The sequence below is a fragment of the Streptomyces sp. NBC_01013 genome (assembly GCF_045162765.1).
Taxonomy (GTDB): domain Bacteria; phylum Actinomycetota; class Actinomycetes; order Streptomycetales; family Streptomycetaceae; genus Streptomyces.
Genome location: NZ_CP108687.1, coordinates 2,660,618 through 2,679,299, shown reverse-complemented (window position 1 = coordinate 2,679,299; position 18,682 = coordinate 2,660,618). Strand labels below are relative to the sequence as shown.

Sequence of the window (18,682 nt, the reverse complement as noted above, 5' to 3'; positions counted from 1 at the left end):
CTGGCCCGATTCCCCCGGAAGGCGGTGGGCCGGGTCCGCGTCCGGTCAGGCCACCGGGAACGCGTAGACGACGCGGTCGCGCCGGACGAGCGCGGTCTTCCCGAAGGCCAGCACCTGATAGGAAGCGGTGACCTTCGCCCCCTCGGGGTCCTGGGCCCCGATGTCCTGGAACTTCCAGAGCCGCCGTCCGTCGGCCGCCGCGAACGCGGTGACCTGCCCGGCGCCCGCCGCCAGCAACGTGCCGCCCGAGCCGCTGACCGTGACCGCGGGAGCCGATCCGGTGACCACCGCCTCCGTGGAGCGCCGCCAGCGCAGCCGCCCGGTCTTCCGGTCGACCACCCCCACCTCCTGGTTGCGGTTGGTGGTGTGCAGCAGCGCGCCGGCCGCGACCGAGGTCCCGAAGACGGAGGCGGGCGTGCCGTTCAGCGTCCACTTCGGCCGGCCACCGGGCGTCTCGAAGGCGCGGAGGTCGTCGCCGACTGCCGCGTACAGCACGCCGTCCGCGTCACCCATGGCCGCCGCGTCGGGAGCGACCGTGCCGAAGGCCTTGGTCCACTGGAGCTTTCCGGTCTGCCGGTCGAAGCTGCGGAAGAAGGCCTTGCCCTTGGCCGCCTTCACCTCGGCCGGGGTGAGCGACAGCCGGTCCTGCCGCACGACGACGGCGTCCGGACGGATCGCGATCAGCCGGTACACGGGCGCGATCGGGCCCCGGCCGGTGGGCACGGGTGTCCGCCACAGCTCCTTGCGCTGCTCGATGTCGTAACCGAACAGATAGGACGTGACGACCTGCTTGTCCTTGCCGGGCTTCTTGCCCTTCTTGGGCTTGGGGGCCTTCACGGTGACCTGGTGCGAGCCGGTGAACCAGAGGTTCGGGCCGGACGATCCGACGAGGGTGCGCACCGAAAGGTTCGGCGCGTCCTCGAACCCGTCGGCGTACGCCACCCGGTGGGCCACCCGGCCGTCCTTCGCGGCCAGCCACAGGAACTCGGACGGGCCGGCGACGAACACGAACTCCTTGCCGGCCGGCAGCGCTGCCTGGCCCTTGGCGGCGTCCGGGCTCTCCCAGATCCGGTGCCCGGTGCGCAGATCGACGGCGGAGGCGTGGGTCTCGCCGGTCAGTACCAGCAATCGTTCGTTCCAGAGGGCGGCGGTGAGGGGTGACGGCTCGGCCGCCGGGTTGGTGTAGATCCAGCGTGGCTGCGGAGGCAGCCCTGCGACGACCGGGCGGCTGGGACTCGGTGCGGGCTTGGCGTCGGCCGTGGCCTCGGCGTCGTCACCGGAGCCGAGCGCGAGCACCCCGCCACCGCCGACCAGGAGGCCGGCGGCCCCGGCGGCGGCCCCGATGAGCAGGGTCCGGCGGTCGGTGGCGGGGGACTTCACAGCGGCCGGGAGCGCGGCGGACGGCAGGGGTGCCACAGGCCCCGGGGCGGGCAGCGCCTGGGGGTGGGGTGCCAGAGGTGCGGCGGGGAGGGCGGCCGGTTGCCCGGGCAGCCCGGGCGGCAGGGAGAGCTGCGTGGTCACCCGGTCGGGCCGGAGGGCCTGGTGGTCGATGATCCCCAGCTGTGCGGTCCGGGTGTCGCGGTGGGGCGGGGGGCCGGGAATCTGCGCGGCGGGGGGCGGCGTGGCATCCCTGATCTCCGGGGTGTCCACCACCGCGTCGGCGACGGGCGGCTGCGGATTCCGTACTCGGGCGTCCTGTTCGGCCACGGCGGCGGCCAGCGCCTCCGGCAGCCAGCCGCCCTTGGCCAGTCCTGCCGCGCCCTCCAGTGCCAGCTCCGCCGCCACCGCGCCGGCGCTGGGGCGGTCGGCCGGGTCCTTCGCCAGGCAGCGGGCGATCAGCTCACGCAGTTCGTCCGGCACCGCGTCGAGCCGGGGGTCGCTGTGCGCGATCCGGTCGGCGGCCTCGGCGGCCGGGCCGTCCGCCAGAGGGGTGCTGCCCGTCGCCGCGTACGCGAGCAGCAGGCCCAGCACGAAGAGGTCGGAGGCGGGCCCGGCCTCCTGGCCGGCGACCTGCTCCGGAGTCAGGTAGCCGAGCCGCACGGAGAGCTGGCCGCCCGACCGGGCCTCGGCGTCGGCCGCCGCGCCCAGCGGCCCGAACGCGGTGAGTCGTGGCCCGTCCTCGGCCAGCAGCACGGTCCGGGGGGCGAGACCCTGCAGCACGGCTCCCGTCGCGTGCACCCGGGAGAGCGTTTCGGCGATGCCCGCGCCCAGTATCCGCACGGCACGCTCGGGGAGCGGTCCCGCGAGATCGACCGCCTCGGCGAGGGTCAGTGCGGGCACGTACGCCGAGGCCGTCCACAGCAGGTCGTCGTCCTCGGGCCCGCCGTCGGGGGTGCCCAGCCGCGCCTGCACCCACCCGCCGGCCAGCCGGTCGGCGGTGCGGGCCTCCGCGTGGAAGCGACGCCGGAACGCGGGCAGCGCGGCCAGTTCCGGCCGGGCCGCGGTGATCACGACGAGGTCGTCCGGAGCCGAGCCGTGCGCGAGGTACTGGACCGCGGCGGCCGTCTCACGGAACCGTGCCAGCACGGTGTACGGGCCGAAGCGGCGTGGATCGTCCTGACGCAGCGCCTCCATGGCGCACCCCCTTGTTGCCGTCCTTCGGACCAGACCGTCGATCTTAGAGGGTCCGCTCCCGGGGGACGCCGTCGGCGGGGGTGGGTCACCCCGGCTTCGACCAGGGCCACTTGGGGCGGTGGCGTTCACGGCCCTCGGGGGCGTACTCGTACATCCAGCCCCGCTGGATCCCCAGTCGCCTGGTGTATCCGGCCGGGACCCTCCGGTACGCGTGCACGGTGGCCGGCCCGTCGTCGGCGGCCGGGACCGGGACCTCGTACCACTTCGGTGGGTGGCCGGTCGCGCCGACGAGGACGGGCAGGGCCCGCCCGTCCAGCGGGCCGCCGGTGAAGGGGACGTTCTCGCTTCTCACCGCTCCAGTCTGACCGATCAGTCCGGCGGCAGCAGATGCGCCGCCGCCCCGATCAGTGGCGCCAGACGGTCCGCCAGCCGGCCGGCCGGGCCCGACACGGTCTCCAGGGGCAGCAGCTCGGCCACCGCCGACGCCGTCTCGGGGTCCGTGGACGCGGTGACGGCGAGGAGTCCGATGAACTGGTCGACGAGCCAGTCGCGCAGCTCGGACGCGGCCGGCTCCTTGCCCTCGTCCAGCCAGATCAGGGACGCCGCCTCGACCGCGGCGATCCAGGTGCGCACCATCATCCGCAGCCGCGGTGCGGGTTCGCTGCCCTCGCCCCGGCCCAGGTGGAGGAGGATCTGCTCGGCCGCCGCCCGGCGTACCTCGTCGACGATCGTGCTCGTACGGGACGTCTCGGCGACGCTGCCGCCACGCAGCAGGGCGCTGAAGCCGGCGTCGTGCTCGTCGACGAAGGCGAGGTAGCGGTCGAGGACGCGCGTCACCCGTTCCGTGGGCGGTCCCACGGCCGGTTCGGCGAAGCACAGTTTGAGCTGCTCCGCGGCGGACCTGAGTGCCGCCTCGTACAACTGCTGACGCCCGCCCGGGAAGTAGCGGTAGACCAGCGGGCGCGACACCCCGGCCACCGTCGCGACCTCGTCGAGCGAGACCTCGTCGGGGGCCCGGTGCGCGAAGAGGGTGAGCGCCGCACCGAGGAGCTGGGTACGGCGCTCCTCGACGCTGAGCCTTCGGTACGCACGGCTGGGCGGCGCGGCTGCGGCAGGGGTCATACAGGCAGCCTACGGGCTGTCCCGCAATTCCCGGTGGGCGCACGACGACAGTTACGGCGCCTCGCCGCGTTGTCGAAACGCCCGCATACATCCAGTATGCGGGCGCCTCTCCGCCTTGCGGTGCACCGCAGCCGACGCCGCGCGCTGATCCACCAGGAATTGCTGGACAGCCCGTAGGGCCTCTCGTCCGGTTCGTGCCGGGCTCGCGGGGGCCCGGCATGCGGATCGCGCCCGGTCAGGCGAGCAGGCCGGAGTTCTTCCACAGCCTGCGCCCTACTCCGTTGAGGACCCCGATGTCGTCGAAGAAGTCCGTCAGCCGCCTGGCACCCGACTGCATGACCTCCGCCCGGTGACCGCTGGCCTTCACCTGGGCCACGGCCTCGTGCCGGTCCAGGCCCACGTTCTCGTACACCTGGGGGTTGACGAAGCAGACGGAGAACACGCGGGCCGCCTCCCCGCAGCTCACCCGCGTGAGCTCGCGCTCCCAGCGCGGGGCGGTCACCATCTGGCGGCGCAGCTCCTCGCGGGCGTACCGGACGTGCCGTGCCTCCTCGACGACATGGATGCGGGTCACTCCGCGCACCAGGGTCTGGACGCGCTCGTCGGGGAAGGTCAGACGCTGCATCCAGTCGAGGATCTCCTCGCCGAGCAGCGTCGCGGCGAACGAACCGGGGGTGGTGGAGACGGTCTTCAGGACCCGGGCGAGGTTGTGGTACCTGCGGGGCACGGGGTAGCAGGGTGCCCCGCCCCAGGTGATCATCCGGCCGAACATCATCGAGTGCCGGCACTCGTCGGCTATCTCGGTGAGCGCGTAGCGGACGTGGTTGCTGACCACGGGCTTGTCGTAGATGTGGCGGACCAGCAGCTGCATGAGGATGATCTCGAACCAGATCCCGAGCGAGGCGAGCGAGGCGGCCTCGTGCCGGGCCAGGTCCTGCTGCTGCTCCAGCGACATCCTCTTCCACATCGGGGTGTCGTAGAGGGAGATCAGCTCGGGCGGCCAGAACCACTTGCCGTCCTCGGCCGCCGCGTCCCAGTCGAGCTCCTTGTCCGGGTCGAAGGAGTGCTTGGCGGAGGCCTCCAGGAGCCGTTCGGCGATCTGCTCGCGGTCGCGGAGCGGGCCGAGTGCGTCGCGGAGCGACTGCACATCGCGTTCGGTCACGGTCGTCATGGCTGGACGCACCTCTCCCATGGGTTACCGACGGTCACCGACTATGAGACTACCTGTCAGCAAGGCCGTCAATCCCTTGCGCACGACTTGTTGACCCGGCGTCTACCAACGTGTGAACCTGCCAACTGAGCCAGACGTCAGGTGACTTACCGAAGCCCTGAGAGGCGAAGGAGCCGTCCGTGTCGACACACGACCTCTACACCACCGCCCCCGAGCAGCCGCTGTGGGCGGTGCCCGCCTCGGGCGCCGCCCGGTTCAGCTGGGACTACGACGACGGCCGCGAGCGACTCCTCGCCCTCTACCAGAAGGGCAAGGACAAGCAGTGGGACGGCAACAAGCGCATCGACTGGAGCATCGAGGTCGACCCCGCCGACCCGCTCGGCACTCCCGACGAGGCCCTCACCCTGTACGGCACCCCGCACTGGGCGAAGATGACCGAGAAGGACCGGGGCGAGCTGCGCAAGCACTACACCTCCTGGCAGTTCAGCCAGTTCCTCCACGGCGAGCAGGGCGCCATGGTCTGCGCCGCCCGGATCGTGGAGTCCGTCCCCGACCTGGACGCCAAGTTCTACTCCGCGACCCAGACCATGGACGAGGCCCGGCACGCGGAGATCTACGGCCGGTTCCTGCACGAGAAGGTCGGGATGCTGTACCCGATCAACGACAACCTCCAGGGCCTGCTCGGCGACACCCTGCGCGACTCGCGCTGGGACATGCCCTACCTCGGCATGCAGGTCCTCATCGAGGGGCTGGCCCTGGCCGCGTTCGGAATGATCCGTGACACCACGACGCAGCCGCTGCCCAAGCAGATCCTCGCGTACGTCATGCAGGACGAGGCCCGCCACGTCGCCTTCGGCCGGATGGCGCTGCGGGACTACTACAAGGAGCTGAGTGACGCCGAACTGCGCGAACGCGAGGAGTTCGTCATCGAGGGCTGCTACCTGATGCGCGACCGGCTCAGCGGGGTCGAGGTGCTGGAGAACTTCGGCATCGGCAAACAGGAGGCGAAGGACCTCTCCGAGCACTCGGAGTTCCTCCAGCTCTTCCGCAAGCTGCTGTTCAGCCGCATCGTCCCGTGCGTCAAGGACATCGGACTGTGGGGCGAACGCCTTCAGAAGGCGTACGTCGACATGGGCGTCTTCGAGCTCGGCGACTCGAACCTGGACCTGCTGATGGCCCAGGACGAGGAGATAGCCGAGCAGCTGGACCGGGAGCGCTTCGCGGCGGAGGAGCAGGCCCGGGTGGCGGAGGTCGCGGAGGCGATAGCGGAGGGCGGCGCGGCGCGGTCCTCGGCCTGAGCCGGGGCGCTGCGGACACAGGCACTGAGGGCTCGCAGAACGACAAGGCGCGCGCTCCCGCGCTCGACGCCGCAGCTCATGCACGGCGTTCGACGACGAGTTGCTTCGCTGCGCGCCCTCAGGTCAGGACCAGCCACCGCCGGCCGTCGAGGAGTTCGCGTGCCGCGTCGAGATGACCGGCGTGGCACGCGGTCTCGGTGATGACGTGCAGCAGGACGTCCCGCAGCGTGTGCAGGTGCGGCTCGCCGAACTGCGCCCGGGGCCACCATGCCAAGGGGGCGTCCGCCGCGGCCGCGGTGATGACGGCGTCCGCGAGGCCCGTCTCCGCGCGGTACCGGTCGAGCACCTCGGCGGCGGTGGAGCCGGGGGCCACCTGCCAGGCGTCACCGGCCCCGTCCAGGGCCGCGATCACGGCCGCGTCACCCGTGAACACCGCACGGAACCAGAACCGTTCGACATCGAGAGCCAGATGCTGGACGAGCCCCAGACACGTCCACCCCGACGGCAGCACGGGCATCCGCAACGCCTCGGCGTCGAGCCCTTCGAGGATGCCGAGGACATGGCGGCGCTGACCCTCCAGGGACGACAACAGGGCGCGGATCTCGGCGCCGGGAGCCATGGCCGCGGGCCCCCGCCCGGCTTCGTCCGCGGTCATCGTGCGATCTCCCGGATGTGGCCGCCCGGGTCGCGGAAGCTGGCGGTACGGATGCCCCAGGGCCGGTCCACCGGCCCGTTGAGCAGGGTCACACCGCGATCGGCCAGCACCGCGCACATCGCGTCCACGTCGTCGACGGGGAGCGTGAGCTGCATCCGGGCACCGGTCGCCGGGCCGGCGACGTCCGCCGGTTCGATCAGGCCGTGTGCGGCGGTGGCCCGCAGCAGGTTGACCACGGTGTTGCCGAAGGTGAACACGGCCGAGTTGTCGTCCTCGTACGTCACCGGCAGTCCGAAGACCTCCCGGTAGAACCGTTTGGTCTCCGCCAGTTCCTCGGTGAACAGGGTGAGCGCGCTGATGCTGCCCGGCCAGTTTCTCGTGCCGTTCGTCTCTGTCACGGCAGCAACGATCTACGAACCGGCCTGCTCTGTACAGGGGTTCGGGACCTCCACCGCCCGCTCCATGCAGATCAGTCCCGCACGCTCGTCCCACGGCGCGGTGACGGCGAAGCCGAACCGTTCGTAGAGCGAGAGGGCTCCGGTGCGCCACTGCCACACCGACAGCCGCACGGTGTGCACCCCGCTCCGCGCGGCGTGCGCGAGCGCGGCGTCGAGCAGGGCGGAGGCGACGCCCCTGCCGCGGAGACCGGGATCCGTCCACAGCCGCTTGATCTCCACGTGCCCGGCCACGGGGGCGGTGACCACGACGCAGCCCGCGGCGGTGCCGCCGTCCTGCGCGACGAGCACGACGGCGTCCGCGAACGCGCTGTCCGGATCCTCGACCTCCGCCCGGTACCGGTCGGGCAGCCCGGCGGGCCCCGTGACGGGCCGGCCCTTCTCCGCCTCGGTCTGCTGGTGATAGCCGGCGAGCAGGGCGGACAGACCGCCCACGGTGGAGAGGGTGTGCGCCGCAGGCCGTACGACGGTGAGGCCACGTTGATCGTTCACGATCCAATGGTCCCATCCGCCCCCACCGGTCCGTCGGGGCCGAAATCCCGTGTACGGCCCGGGGCGCGCGGCGGGAGGATGGGGCCATGTCCTCCACCGCCGCAGCCCCGGACCTCGCCGCCGCCCGTCGCAGCCTCGAAGGCCTCGCCCTCGGGGACGCCTTCGGCGAGCGGTGGTTCCCCCTGTTCCGGCAGCCCCGGCAGGCGTACGAAGAGATCAGGACGCGCCGCACCCCGCAGGAGCCCGTCTGGCACTGGACCGACGACACCGCCCTGGCCCGTGCGCTGCACCGGGTGCTCGACGACCACGGGCACGTCGAACAGGACCGGCTCGCGCTGTACTTCGCGCTCGCCTTCGAGGCGGATCCGGCGCGCGGGTACGGCCACGGCATGCACATCCTGCTGCCCGAACTGCTGACGTCGCCGGCCGACTGGCGGGTGCTGGCCCCCGAGCTCTTCGAGGGCGGCAGCCTCGGCAACGGCGCCGCGATGCGCGTCGCCCCGCTCGGCGCGCGATTCCACCGGGACATCGGCTTCGTGGCCGCACAGGCCGCGCTCCAGGCGGAGGTCACCCACGCCCACCCGCAGGGGATCGCGGGGGCGGTGGCCGTCGCGGTGGCGGCGGCGCTGGCGGTACGGGGCGAGTTCACGCTGTCCCGGGTCGCCGGGCTGACGCCCGCGGGGGCGGTGCGGGACGGCCTGCTCCGGGCCGTGGACGTACCGTTCGGCACCGAGCCGTGGAAGGCCGCCGACCTGCTCGGCAACGGGCAGCGCATCCGCTCCGACGACACCGTTCCCTTCGCCCTGTGGACCGCGGCCCGGCACCCCGCCGACCTGGAGGCGGCGCTCTGGGCCACCGCCGAGGGACTCGGGGACGTCGACACCACGTGCGCCATCACCGGTGGGATCGTCGGCGCCGCCACCGGCGTCGAACGGGTGCCGGCCGAGTGGCTGCGACGCCGCGAACCCCTGAACTGATGCGGGGCCGGCAAGTGCGGGGGATCGAAACGATGTTCCCCCATGACGTAACTTGGGCGCCATGACCACGCCCCCGCCCCAGCCCCCGCAGGGCCCGTACGGAGCGCAGCAGGGCCCGTACGGCCCGCCGCAGCCCCAGCAGAACCCGTACGCCCAGCAGCCGGTGGCGGGGCAGCAGCCGCCCTACGGGTATCCGCAGGCGCCCCAGCCGTGGGGCGGTCCGGGGCCCGGTGCGCCCGGGTTTCCGGGGATGCCGCCGCCGAGGAGGAACCGGACCGGGCTGATCGTCGGCATCGTCGTCGGCGCCCTGGTGGTGGCCGGCGGCATCGCGTTCGGTGTCTCGCGGCTGGTGGACGAGGCGGACGGCGGAGGGCTCTCGCCGCTCGGGGGCTTCCCGAAGGCGGAATACCGGCTGACCGTGCCGGAGAAGCTGCTGGACGGCGAGTACACCCTGCTCAAGGACACCTCGTCGACCGACGGGAAGGAGGTCGAGCAGACCTACGACCCGAGCATCCGCGACGCGAAGGCCGTCGTCACCCAGTACACCTCGAAGAGCGGCGGCACCCTCGTCATCTCCGGCATGTGGGGCCGCATCAAGGGGCCCGCGCTCACCCGGGACAAGATCCTGGAGGGGGCGACGCAGAACGAGGGCATGACCATCGCCGTACCCGCCAGGGAGTTCACACCCGAGGGATACGGAATCACGGTGTCCTGCCAGGTCGTGCGGTCGAAGGAGGGCGCCGTCAGCAGCACCCTCCCGATGTGCGCCTGGGGTGACGCCAACACCGCCTCCTTCGTCGCCGTCGTCACCGCCGAGACCGCGCTGCAGGCCCCGGAGAAGGTCGACCTCGAAAAGGCCGCCCTGGAAACCGCCAAGGTCAGGGCCGAGTCGCGCAAGCCGATAGCCGCGACCGAAGCCGGCTGACCCGCCGCGGACTCCGGGGCTCCGCTCGTCACGGCCGCACGGAACCCAGAGCCTTCTCCACCGCGCAGGCCGTGGCGAGCAGTTGGGCGTCCGCGCCGCGCCGCGCCACGAGCTGGAGCCCGACCGGGCAGCCGTCCGGGGTGAATCCGGCGGGCACACTCGCGGCTGGATGCCCGCTCAGGTTGAACGCCCAGGTCAGTGAGGTGGAGAAGAGTTCGCCCGGACCGTCGTGGCCGTGCGGGCGGTTGGGGGTGACGGGCGTGAGGAGCAGCGGCGTGCCCGCGAAGAAGGTGTCCAGTCTGTGGTCGTTCTCGCGCCGGAGCTCCCCGAGGTGCGGCGGCACGTCTCCGGCCCGGACGGCCTGCCAGGCCGCCCCCGGGTCCAGCAGCGCGCAGCCGCCGTCCACGAGCCGCACCACACCCGCCGCGACCAGCCGCCCCACCGCGCCCCGCACCACCGCCGCCACCTCCGGGTCGACGTCCGCGAACCCCAGGTCCGGGCTGTACGCGGCGGTCAGGGGCAGTTCGGCCGTGGCCGGTCCGTAGCCGTCCATGACGCAGCGCAGATAGGTCTGCGCCTGGGCGGCCGTCCGGGTCAGGACCCCCGCGGAGGCGAGCCCGGAACGGTCGGGGGAGGGCAGCAGCCCGTTGGTCGTCTTCAGCCCGAACACCCCGCACCAGGCCGCCGGGATGCGCACCGACCCCGCCCCGTCGCTGCCCGTCGCCAGGGCCACCAGGCCGGCCGCGACCGCCACCGCCGAGCCCGCCGACGAGCCGCCCGGCGTCCGGTCCGGCCGCCACGGGTTGACGGTGCGGCCGTGGGTGCCCAGGCCCCAGGTCTTCCAGTGCGTGCCGGGACCCGGCACGGAGGTCGAGCCGACCGGGACGCCACCGGCAGCGATCAGCCGCCGCGCGGCGTACGAACGGATCCCGGTGGGGCCCTTCACCGCGAACGGCAGCCCGGCGAGGGGGAGTCGGCCTGCCGCCGGCAGCCGGGCGAGCGCTTCCTCGCGCCACACGTCGAGGAACGCGCACAGGCGCGGGTCCTCCCGCGCGATCGCGGCCAGCGTCCCGGCGACATCCCCGCGATCCGGGGCATCCCTGAGATCCGGAAGATCCTTGCGATCCGGGGCATCCCTGAAGTCCGTCACCGGCTCAGTCTTCCAGGGAGGTCTCCCCGCGACCCCTCCCACCGGCTCAGTCCTGCAGCGCCTCCTCCATCACGGAACGGGCGATCGGTGCCGCGCTGCCCCCGCCGCTGATGTCGGCCCGGTCGGCGGCGGCGTCCTCCACCACCACGGCGACGGCGACCGCCGGCCGCCCGGTGTTCTCCGCCTGCGCCCAGGAGATGAACCAGGCATACGGCGTACCCGAGTTGTCGATGCCGTGCTGGGCCGTCCCGGTCTTGCCGCCGACCGTCGCCCCGTCGATGGCCGCGTTGGTGCCGGTGCCGTCCTGCACCACGTCGATCATCATCTGCCGCAACCGCATGGCCGTCATCGGATTCATCGCCCGGTGGTACGAGCGGGACCCCGTCGTGTGGACGGTGGAGCCGCTGTGCGTGGTCGTACGGTCCACCAGGTGCGGATACATGAGGTCGCCGCCGTTGGCCACGGCCGAGGCCACCATCGCCATCTGGAGCGGGGTCGCCGTCGTGTCGAACTGGCCGATCGACGACAACGCCAGCTGGTCGTCGCTCATCTCGGTGTCGAAGTTGCTCTTCGCCACCCCGGACGGGATCTTCAGCCCGGTGTCGTTGAAGCCGAACCGGCCGACGGCCTCCACCATGCCGTCCAGCCCGACCTCCACCCCGAGGTGTGCCATCACGGTGTTGCAGGAGACCCGGATCGCCTCGGCCAGCGACGCCTTCTCGCAGCCGCGGGCCTCGTTGGGGAGCGTGGTCGAGGTGCCCGGCAGGACGTAGGGGGAGGGGGTGTCGGTCTCGGCGTCCGGATCGGTGACGACCTCGGCGTCGAGCGCCGCCGCGGCCGTCACGATCTTGAACGTGGAGCCGGGCGGATACGTCTGCCGGATCGCCCGGTTCAGCATCGGCTGGCTCGTGGACGAGTTGAGCTCGCGCCAGGCGTCGGTGACGGACGAACCGGTGCCGGAGAGCCGCCCGGGGTCGTAGGACGGGGTCGAGACCAGGGCCAGGATCTTTCCGGTCGTCGGCTCGACGGCCGCCACCGCGCCCCGGCGGCCGCCCAGCCCCTCGTAGGCGGCGCGCTGCACGGACTCCTTGATCGTGGTGGCGACATCGCCGCCCGGCTGCCGGGCGCGGGTGATCTCGTTCCAGAAGGGCAGCGGGGCAAGCATGGGATCGGTGCCGGAGAGGATCGCGTCCTCGGCGTTCTCGATCAGGGTGGTCCCGTACGTCTGCGAGGCGTACCCCGTCACCGGGGCGTACAGCGGGCCGTTGCGGTAGGTGCGCTCGTAGGCGAGCTGCTCGCCGGTGTCCTTCGAGCCGGTGACGGACCGGCCGCCGACCAGGATGTTGCCGCGCGGCTCGTCGTAACGGGCGATCGTGGAACGGCGGTTGGCCGGGTTGTCGTCGAGCTCGTCGGCGTCGAACACCTGGACCCGGGCGGCGTTCACCAGGAGTGCCACGAGCAGCAGCAGACAGAACGCGGCGGCGTGGCGGATGTAGCGGATCATGATGGGGCCCCCCGGGCGGTCGACGGGTGCACGCTCACAGCTCGCTCTCCGGGACCGGTGCGACGACTCCGGTCTCCACCTGCTCGGGGTGGGGCCTGCGGGCCACGTCGCTGACCCGGATCAGCAGCGCCACGATGATCCAGTTGGTGACCACCGACGAGCCTCCCTGTGCGAGGAACGGCATCGCCATCCCGGTCAGCGGGATCAGCCCCATGACCCCGCCCGCGATCACGAACACCTGGAGCGCCAGGATCGAGGCGAGGCCGATCGCGAGCAGCCGCCCGAACGCGTCGCGAAGGGCGAGCCCGGCCCGGTAGCCGCGCGCCACCAGCAGCGCGTACAGCATGAAGAGCGCGGTCAGCCCGGTCAGGCCGAGCTCCTCGCCGGCCGTCGCGAGGATGAAGTCGGACTTGGCGGCGAAGCCGATGAGGATGGAGTGGCCGAGCCCCAGCCCGGCGCCCAGCATGCCGCCGGCGGCGAAGGCGAACAGCGACTGGGCGAGCTGCCCGGGGCCCCGGCCGGCGTCGATGGAGGCGAACGGGTCGAGCCAGTCCTGCACCCGGCTGTGCACATGCGGTTCGAAGGAGCCGACCACGAACGCGCCGACGGCGGCCAGCAGCAGCCCGACGGCGATCCAGCCGGTCCGTCCCGTCGCCACGTACAGCAGGATCACGAACAGGCCGAAGAACAGCAGCGAGGTTCCCAGGTCGCGCTCCAGGACCAGGACGCCGACACTGATCAGCCAGATCGCCACGATCGGGCCGAGGACCCTGCCGGTGGGCAGCTGGAGCTTCCAGATCCTGCGGCCGGTGTACGCGAGGGCGTTGTGGTTCGCCGCGAGGTAGGCGGCGAAGAAGACGGCGAGCAGGATCTTGGCGAACTCGCCCGGCTGGAAGGAGAATCCGCCGATCCTGATCCAGATCTTGGCCCCGTTCACCGCGGGGAAGAAGATCGGCACGATCATCAGGACGAGGGCGGCGGCGACGGAGAGGTACGCGTAGCGCTGGAGGACCCGGTGGTCGCGCAGGAACACCACCACGGCGATGAAGAACGCGATGCCCAGTGTCGACCAGACCAGCTGGGTGGGCGCCGCCTGGTCCCTGGGTGTCTCCAGGTCGAGCCTGTAGATCAGCACGAGGCCCACGCCGTTGAGCAGGACGGCGATGGGCAGCAGCAGCGGATCGGCGTACGGGGCGCGGAAACGGACGGCGAGGTGGGCGAGGAGAGCGAGCAGCCCGAGCCCGCCGCCGTACCCCGCGACGTCGGGCGGGACCGCGTCGTCGTGGGCCAGACCGACGGCGGCGTAGCCGTAGACGGAGATGAGGACGGCCCCGATCAGGAGCGAGAGCTCTACGCCGCGCCGTTTGGGCAGGCGCAGCTCGGGCGGGGGTGCGTCCGCCGTCGTTGCGGTCATGCCACGCAACGTAGCAAGAGGTGGGTGTTATTTCCCTTATGTCCTGCTGTGGGGGTTCGTGGGGTCCAGGTGTGTCCGGTGCCGTCCGGCCGTCAGCCGACCGTGGGGGAGTGCGGCTCCTCCTCGTCGTCGTGGTCCAGGCGCACGTACTCCGGCAGCGTCAGCCTGGCCACCGCCCCGCCCTCCGGCGCGTTCTCGAAGGCCAGCGCGGCGCCGATCACCTCCGCCTGGCCGGCGGCGATGGTCAGCCCGAGGCCATGCCCCTTGGCGCCGCCCTCCGTGCGGAAACGCTGCGGACCGCCCGCGATCAGATAGTCCGGGAAGCCCGCGCCGTGATCGCGCACGGTCACCACCGGCCCGTCGACGGCCAGCACCACCGGCGGGCGGCCGTGCCGGTGCGCGTTGCCGATCAGATTGCCGAGCACCCGCTCCAGTCGCCGCTTGTCCGTCTCGACCCGTACCCGCGGTCTGTCCGGGTCGAGACGGACCTCGGTGCCGGGACCCGTGGCACGCGCGACCCGCTCGGCGAGCGGCGCCAGTTCGTGCACGTCCAGATCGACCTGTTCGGTTCGGGCGTCGAGCCGGGAGATCTCCAGCAGGTCCTCGGTCAGCGCGCGCATCGCCCGGACCCGGTCCTGCACCAACTCCGACGGGCGGCCCGGCGGCAGCAGTTCGGCGGCGGCCGACAGGCCGGTCAGTGGGGTGCGCAGCTCGTGCGCCACATCGGCGGTGAAGCGCTGCTCGGCCACGAGTTTGCGCTGGAGCGCCGAGGCCATGGTGTCCAGTGCTCCGGCGACGATCGCGACCTCGTCCTGCCGGCGCGAGGGATCGGCCGTGCGGGGGTCGTCGACGCGGGCGTCCAGATCGCCCGCGCCGATCCGGCGGGCCACCTGCGCGGTCTGGTGCAGCCGTCGGGTGACCCGGGTGACGGAGAACGCTCCGACGAGCAGCGTGGCGCCGATCGCCAGCAGCGAGGAGCCGACGATGGCCCCGTCCAGACCGTTGATCGTGCGGGCGCTCTGGCTGTAGTCGATCCGGGTCGCCAGGGCCCGCCCGTCGGCCGGGGCGGCGGCCCACATGGTGGGGCGGCCGCGGTGGTCGGCGACCATCGTGCCCCGCTTCCCGGCCACCGCCAGGGCGCGCAACGAAGCCGGCAGTTCCGGCGGATCGAGCCCGGAACGCGGCGGCAGCGCCTCGCCCGCCTCGTAGGCGGCGGTGGCGTCCTCCAGCCGGGCCAGCGCCTTCTCCCGGGCGTGGCCGACCGTCTGCCGGGTGACCGCGGTGTGCACGAGCACGCCCAGCAGGGCGGCCAGGACGCAGCACATGACGGTGATGAACACCGCGGACTTCCAGGTGAGCGTCGCGGTCCAGGTGGGCAGCCGCAGCCCCCGCCGGGGACGGCGGGCCCGGGTCGCGCCGAGCCGCCGCCCTCTCACCGGCGCTCCGCTGTCACGGCTGCCGAAGGAGCTTCGGTGGGCGCGGCGGTCCCGGGCGTCAGGGTCGCGTCGGCGGACGGCAGCGCGGAGGGCCGGGCGCTCGGGGTGCGGCGCCGGCCCGGATCGGCCCGCGGGGTCATCCGCAGGATCTCGTCCTGCGTGGGCAGCATGGCGCGCTGCTGGTCGTCCCAGGACCAGGCCGTCCGGTACTCGTACCCGGTGATGGCCGACGGGGCCCGCATGATCAGGTCCCGTCCCGCCAGTTCCACGCTGATCACGGCGTCGGAGGTCGACATGATCCGGGTGAGCCCGCCCGGCTCCGGCATGTAGACGCGTACGGAGAGCTGACGGTCGACCAGTTGGATACCGAGGACCATCTCGTCCCGGCCGTCGCCCGTCAGGTCGCGGTAGTACGGCTTCAGCACCGGGCAGGTGGCGGGTGTGGTCCGGCAGGCGTTGATCCGCCGTACGGTCTCGGCCGGGAGCGCGTCCGAGCCGCTGGACCGGTCCGGGCGGGCGTTCAGCCCCGCCTGCACCACCGCCACCGGGTCCAGTCGGCGCACATCGCTGCCCGGGACGGTGATCCCGGGGATATGGGCGGTCTCGCCCTCGCCGTAGTCGTACGGGGCGGCAGAGGCGGGCGGCAGCTGCGGCCAGAGGCGGGCGGGGCCGATGGCGGCCGGTGCCCGTCCGGCGCTCTGCAACTCGCCGCCGGTGCCGCAGCCGACCAGCAGTACGGCGCCCGTGAGGGCCGCGACGGCGACGGCCGAGCGGCGCCCCGTCCGGTGCTGCGGACGCATGTCTTCCTCCCATTCCGACGGCCGGCCCGGACCGTGCCTGCGCGCGCACGGCCCCGGCTCCGTAGACCCTATTCGGAAGGAAGTCTCTTATATGTATTTAGTACTGATGCATCGGTTCCGGCGCTCCGGTTCCGGTTCTGTTACTCCGGCCCCGGCGCTCCGGTCCGGTACTTCAGTTCTGGTACGGGTTCTGCCCCTGCCCCTGGCCCTGCGCGCCCGGAGCGTAGCCCGGCTGCTGCGGGGACTGGCCGAAGGGGTTCCCGTCCTGCGAGGCCACGTGCTGGGCCAGCAGCTGGTCGGCCTGCTCCTTGGGGATCTTCTGCTCACCGCCGCAGAAGGTGCACTGGGTGGCGTACTTCGTCGAGAAGGGGAACAGCGGAACGAAGAACAGCGTGAACTTCGTCACCCGCTTGCGCAGGGTGTGCGCGGACGGATTCCCGCACCAGCCGCAGACCAGCGTGAGGACCGCCAGTTGGTAGAGATAGCCTCGCGTACCGAAAATGATCATGTCGTGGGTCCCTTCCCCGTATTCCCCAGGAGCGCCCGGCGGCAGAGCGCCAGCAGCTTTTCGTCCTCGTATGTGTCGTGGCTGCCGTATCCGCCGTCCATCGCGTTGTGACGGCGTACGGAGGCGAGCTCGGCGTGCAGCACGTGCGCCGCGTCCGACCCTGCACCAGCAGCCCCCGTCCGCGCCAGGCATTCGGCCACCCGAACCCTGACATGACGGTTCTTCTCCCAGGCCGCGAGGAGTACCGGAACAGATTCCTCGGCCCGTCCCGAAACCTCCCACAGGGCGATCGCCGCGTCCACCCGCAGCCACAGCTCCTCGTGCAGCAGCAGCGCCCGCAGCCGTGGCGCCGCCACCGCCGCGAGGGGGCCGAGCCGGCCCAGCGCGCTCGCAGCCGCCCTCCGCTCACGCGCGTGCTCCGCCTGGAGCCCTTCGATCAGGACCGGCAGCACCGCCCCGGCGTCCCCGTCGACTGACCAGAGCGCCTCGGCCGCCTCCGTGGCCCCCGCCGTCCCGGGGCGGCGGATCAGCGCCCGCAGCTCCGGGACCGCGCAGTGCGCCGCGGGCCCGAACGAGCCGAGCGCCCGCAGCGCCGCCGTACGCAACCACTCACCCCGGTACTCCGGCGCCCCGCGCAGAATCCGCAGCACCTCCGGCGCCGCTTCGCCCGCTCGGAGCGCGGTCAGCCCGGCGAGCAGCGGACTCGCCCGGTCGTACGCCTCCTCGTCCAGCCCGACCTCGCTCAGCCGGCGGCGCAGCAGACCGGCCAACGGCGCGGCGGCAGGCCCCAGGAACCCGATGGCGAACCCCACGTCGTGCGGCACCTCGGGCCGCTCCAGCGCCGCAGCCAGCGCGGGCACCGCGCGGGCGTCCCCCAGCCGGGCCAGTGCCTTCACCGCGCTGCCGAGCCCCGGCGGCCCGCTCGCCCACTCCTTCACCCAGGCACCCGGATCGGCCGCGACCCGGGCCGCCAGCGCGTCCGCGGCGGGTGCGGCCAGACCGAAGAGCTCCTCCAGCACGTGCGAGGCGGCCTCGGCCAGCTTCGGCTCGTTCGAGACGAGCTGGTCGCCCACGAGCCTGACGAGCTCGCCGTAGGAACCCCGCCAGGCCCGGATCAGTCCGCTGCTCATCCGGACGGCGTCGATGCGCTGCCCCGGGTCGGGGCTGCACAGCTGATCGGTCAGCAGCGCTGTCCGGTCGGCGACCCGGTCGTCAAGACCGACGTGCAGCGTGCGCAGCAGATCGGCCGTCCAGGGCGCCGTACGCCCGGCCCTGTCCTCGGCCGACAGCGCCCGCAGCTGCCCCAGCAGGGTCACCGGCGCGGCCTCGGCGGCGGCGGGATCGGGGTCGCCGTGTGCTCCGAGGCCGAGAGGCCCCGTCTCCGCGGCCTCCACCGTCTCGGGGGCCGAGCGCAGCTGCCGCAGCAGACCCGCCACCACCCGCACTACATCGCCCGGCAACGCCTCGGGGGCGCACCGCGCCAGCTGGGCCAGGGCAGCGAGCCGCAGCCCCGGCGGATTCGCCTCGGCGGCCAGCCGGCTCAGCCAGTCGGCGATCCGGCCGGCCAGCGGACCGTGGCGCAGCGCGACCCGCCCCGCGGCCTCGACCAGGGCGAGCCGCACCTCGTCGTCCCTTTCGACCGGCAGCCGCTCGCGCAGCAGGCTCAGGACCCGGGCGGGACTGCCGTGCAGGGTGGCCAGCGCCAGCGGCGCGGAGACCCGCACTCCCGGGTCCTCGTCGGCCATCAGCGCGAAGAAGACACCGGCGCCCGCGCTGACGGCCGCCGCCGCCATCGCGTAGTTCGCCGCCCCCTCGGCCTCGTCCTCATCGATGTCGTCCTCGTCGAGGTCGATGCCGCCGATGCTGGTCAGCAGCTCGACGATGCCCCCGCGGTCCGGAACCGCCGGATCGACCACCAGCTCGAAGAGGAAGGGGATGCAGGCGAGCGTGCACGCGTAGACATCACCCTGGTGGTGGACCGCCCCGTACATGCCGTCCAGCGCGGCCTCGCGCTCCGACGGATCGGCGGACGCCAGGCCCCGCAGCAGAGCCGGCACGTCGTCGGCAGGCCCGTAGGCATGCTCCATCGAGGCCCAGTCGACCTCGTCGATCCCCGCGAACACGCCATCGCCTCCCCACGGTTTCCCACGAAGCAGTGTCTGCGCAGAGTGTGCACCACCGCTCCGACAATCCACCCGCCC

17 protein-coding genes are annotated in these 18,682 nt (G+C 72.8%); 3 read left to right on the top strand and 14 right to left on the bottom strand.

Going from position 1 to position 18,682, the window contains the following annotated elements:
* Window positions 1–45: 45 nt before the first annotated feature.
* The 4 genes from OG538_RS11180 to OG538_RS11165 form a co-directional block, all read right to left on the bottom strand.
* The gene (locus OG538_RS11180) at window positions 46–2,574 is read right to left on the bottom strand and encodes a PQQ-binding-like beta-propeller repeat protein (RefSeq protein WP_406092575.1); all 2,529 of its coding nucleotides are present in this window, start codon (window positions 2,572–2,574) and stop codon (window positions 46–48) included.
* Between the two features lie 85 nt (window positions 2,575–2,659).
* Window positions 2,660–2,926, bottom strand: a complete 267-nt coding sequence (locus tag OG538_RS11175; RefSeq protein ID WP_406092573.1) for a hypothetical protein — start codon at window positions 2,924–2,926, stop codon at window positions 2,660–2,662.
* 17 nt (window positions 2,927–2,943) lie between these two features.
* Entirely contained in the window at window positions 2,944–3,696 is a 753-nt protein-coding gene (locus OG538_RS11170) for a TetR/AcrR family transcriptional regulator (protein ID WP_406092571.1), read from the bottom strand.
* Between the two features lie 235 nt (window positions 3,697–3,931).
* The gene (locus OG538_RS11165) at window positions 3,932–4,867 is read right to left on the bottom strand and encodes a diiron oxygenase (protein WP_406092569.1); all 936 of its coding nucleotides are present in this window, start codon (window positions 4,865–4,867) and stop codon (window positions 3,932–3,934) included.
* Between the two features lie 179 nt (window positions 4,868–5,046).
* Here OG538_RS11165 and OG538_RS11160 point away from each other — a divergent pair, with 179 nt between their 5' ends.
* Window positions 5,047–6,165, top strand: coding sequence for a ferritin-like domain-containing protein (locus OG538_RS11160; RefSeq protein WP_406092567.1), 1,119 nt, complete (start codon window positions 5,047–5,049; stop codon window positions 6,163–6,165).
* A 118-nt stretch (window positions 6,166–6,283) separates the two neighbouring features.
* Here the strand turns inward: OG538_RS11160 and OG538_RS11155 are convergent, their stop codons facing one another.
* Genes OG538_RS11155 through OG538_RS11145 form a run of 3 tightly spaced genes read right to left on the bottom strand, consistent with a single transcriptional unit; the run spans window position 6,284 to window position 7,767 of the window.
* Entirely contained in the window at window positions 6,284–6,784 is a 501-nt protein-coding gene (locus OG538_RS11155) for a DUF664 domain-containing protein (protein ID WP_406100069.1), read from the bottom strand.
* 32 nt (window positions 6,785–6,816) lie between these two features.
* A complete protein-coding gene (locus OG538_RS11150) occupies window positions 6,817–7,218 on the bottom strand; it encodes a VOC family protein (RefSeq protein WP_406092565.1) in 402 nt (133 codons plus the stop codon).
* A gap of 12 nt (window positions 7,219–7,230) precedes the next feature.
* Window positions 7,231–7,767 carry a GNAT family N-acetyltransferase gene (locus tag OG538_RS11145; protein ID WP_406092563.1) on the bottom strand — a complete coding sequence of 179 codons (537 nt, stop codon included), beginning with the start codon at window positions 7,765–7,767 and terminating at the stop codon, window positions 7,231–7,233.
* 86 nt (window positions 7,768–7,853) lie between these two features.
* On the opposite strand from OG538_RS11145, the gene OG538_RS11140 reads away from it, so the two are divergent.
* The gene (locus tag OG538_RS11140; protein WP_406092561.1) at window positions 7,854–8,744 is read left to right on the top strand and encodes an ADP-ribosylglycohydrolase family protein; all 891 of its coding nucleotides are present in this window, start codon (window positions 7,854–7,856) and stop codon (window positions 8,742–8,744) included.
* A 61-nt stretch (window positions 8,745–8,805) separates the two neighbouring features.
* Window positions 8,806–9,669: a hypothetical protein gene (locus OG538_RS11135; protein WP_406092560.1), complete on the top strand. Its 864-nt coding sequence runs from the start codon at window positions 8,806–8,808 to the stop codon at window positions 9,667–9,669.
* Window positions 9,670–9,697: 28 nt separating this feature from the next.
* Here the strand turns inward: OG538_RS11135 and OG538_RS11130 are convergent, their stop codons facing one another.
* The 7 genes from OG538_RS11130 to OG538_RS11100 all read right to left on the bottom strand — a co-directional run bounded on the left by OG538_RS11130 (window position 9,698) and on the right by OG538_RS11100 (window position 18,604).
* Entirely contained in the window at window positions 9,698–10,735 is a 1,038-nt protein-coding gene (locus OG538_RS11130) for an amidase family protein (RefSeq protein ID WP_406100067.1), read from the bottom strand.
* A gap of 130 nt (window positions 10,736–10,865) precedes the next feature.
* Window positions 10,866–12,323, bottom strand: a complete 1,458-nt coding sequence (locus tag OG538_RS11125) for a peptidoglycan D,D-transpeptidase FtsI family protein (RefSeq protein ID WP_406092558.1) — start codon at window positions 12,321–12,323, stop codon at window positions 10,866–10,868.
* A 34-nt stretch (window positions 12,324–12,357) separates the two neighbouring features.
* Entirely contained in the window at window positions 12,358–13,737 is a 1,380-nt protein-coding gene (locus OG538_RS11120) for an FtsW/RodA/SpoVE family cell cycle protein (protein WP_406092556.1), read from the bottom strand.
* A 92-nt stretch (window positions 13,738–13,829) separates the two neighbouring features.
* A complete protein-coding gene (locus OG538_RS11115) occupies window positions 13,830–15,173 on the bottom strand; it encodes an ATP-binding protein (RefSeq protein ID WP_406092554.1) in 1,344 nt (447 codons plus the stop codon).
* Window positions 15,170–15,973 carry a hypothetical protein gene (locus OG538_RS11110; RefSeq protein WP_406092552.1) on the bottom strand — a complete coding sequence of 268 codons (804 nt, stop codon included), beginning with the start codon at window positions 15,971–15,973 and terminating at the stop codon, window positions 15,170–15,172. Before OG538_RS11110 ends, OG538_RS11115 begins: the two co-directional genes overlap by 4 nt.
* Before the next feature lie 172 nt (window positions 15,974–16,145).
* Window positions 16,146–16,481 (bottom strand): zinc-ribbon domain-containing protein, encoded by a 336-nt coding sequence (locus OG538_RS11105; protein ID WP_406092550.1) that lies wholly within the window; start codon window positions 16,479–16,481, stop codon window positions 16,146–16,148.
* Window positions 16,478–18,604, bottom strand: coding sequence for a HEAT repeat domain-containing protein (locus OG538_RS11100; protein WP_406092548.1), 2,127 nt, complete (start codon window positions 18,602–18,604; stop codon window positions 16,478–16,480). Before OG538_RS11100 ends, OG538_RS11105 begins: the two co-directional genes overlap by 4 nt.
* Window positions 18,605–18,682: the final 78 nt, after the last annotated feature.

Bases quoted from the DNA above. Each gene is read 5' to 3' on its own strand.
- OG538_RS11105 (WP_406092550.1), bottom strand. From the start codon at position 16,481: ATGATCATTTTCGGTACGCGAGGCTATCTCTACCAACTGGCGGTCCTC.
- OG538_RS11125 (WP_406092558.1), bottom strand. From the start codon at position 12,323: ATGATCCGCTACATCCGCCACGCCGCCGCGTTCTGTCTGCTGCTGCTC.
- OG538_RS11170 (WP_406092571.1), bottom strand. From the start codon at position 3,696: ATGACCCCTGCCGCAGCCGCGCCGCCCAGCCGTGCGTACCGAAGGCTC.
- OG538_RS11110 (WP_406092552.1), bottom strand. From the start codon at position 15,973: ATGCGTCCGCAGCACCGGACGGGGCGCCGCTCGGCCGTCGCCGTCGCG.
- OG538_RS11165 (WP_406092569.1), bottom strand. From the start codon at position 4,867: ATGACGACCGTGACCGAACGCGATGTGCAGTCGCTCCGCGACGCACTC.
- OG538_RS11135 (WP_406092560.1), top strand. From the start codon at position 8,806: ATGACCACGCCCCCGCCCCAGCCCCCGCAGGGCCCGTACGGAGCGCAG.
- OG538_RS11120 (WP_406092556.1), bottom strand. From the start codon at position 13,737: ATGACCGCAACGACGGCGGACGCACCCCCGCCCGAGCTGCGCCTGCCC.
- OG538_RS11140 (WP_406092561.1), top strand. From the start codon at position 7,854: ATGTCCTCCACCGCCGCAGCCCCGGACCTCGCCGCCGCCCGTCGCAGC.
- OG538_RS11155 (WP_406100069.1), bottom strand. From the start codon at position 6,784: ATGGCTCCCGGCGCCGAGATCCGCGCCCTGTTGTCGTCCCTGGAGGGT.
- OG538_RS11180 (WP_406092575.1), bottom strand. From the start codon at position 2,574: ATGGAGGCGCTGCGTCAGGACGATCCACGCCGCTTCGGCCCGTACACC.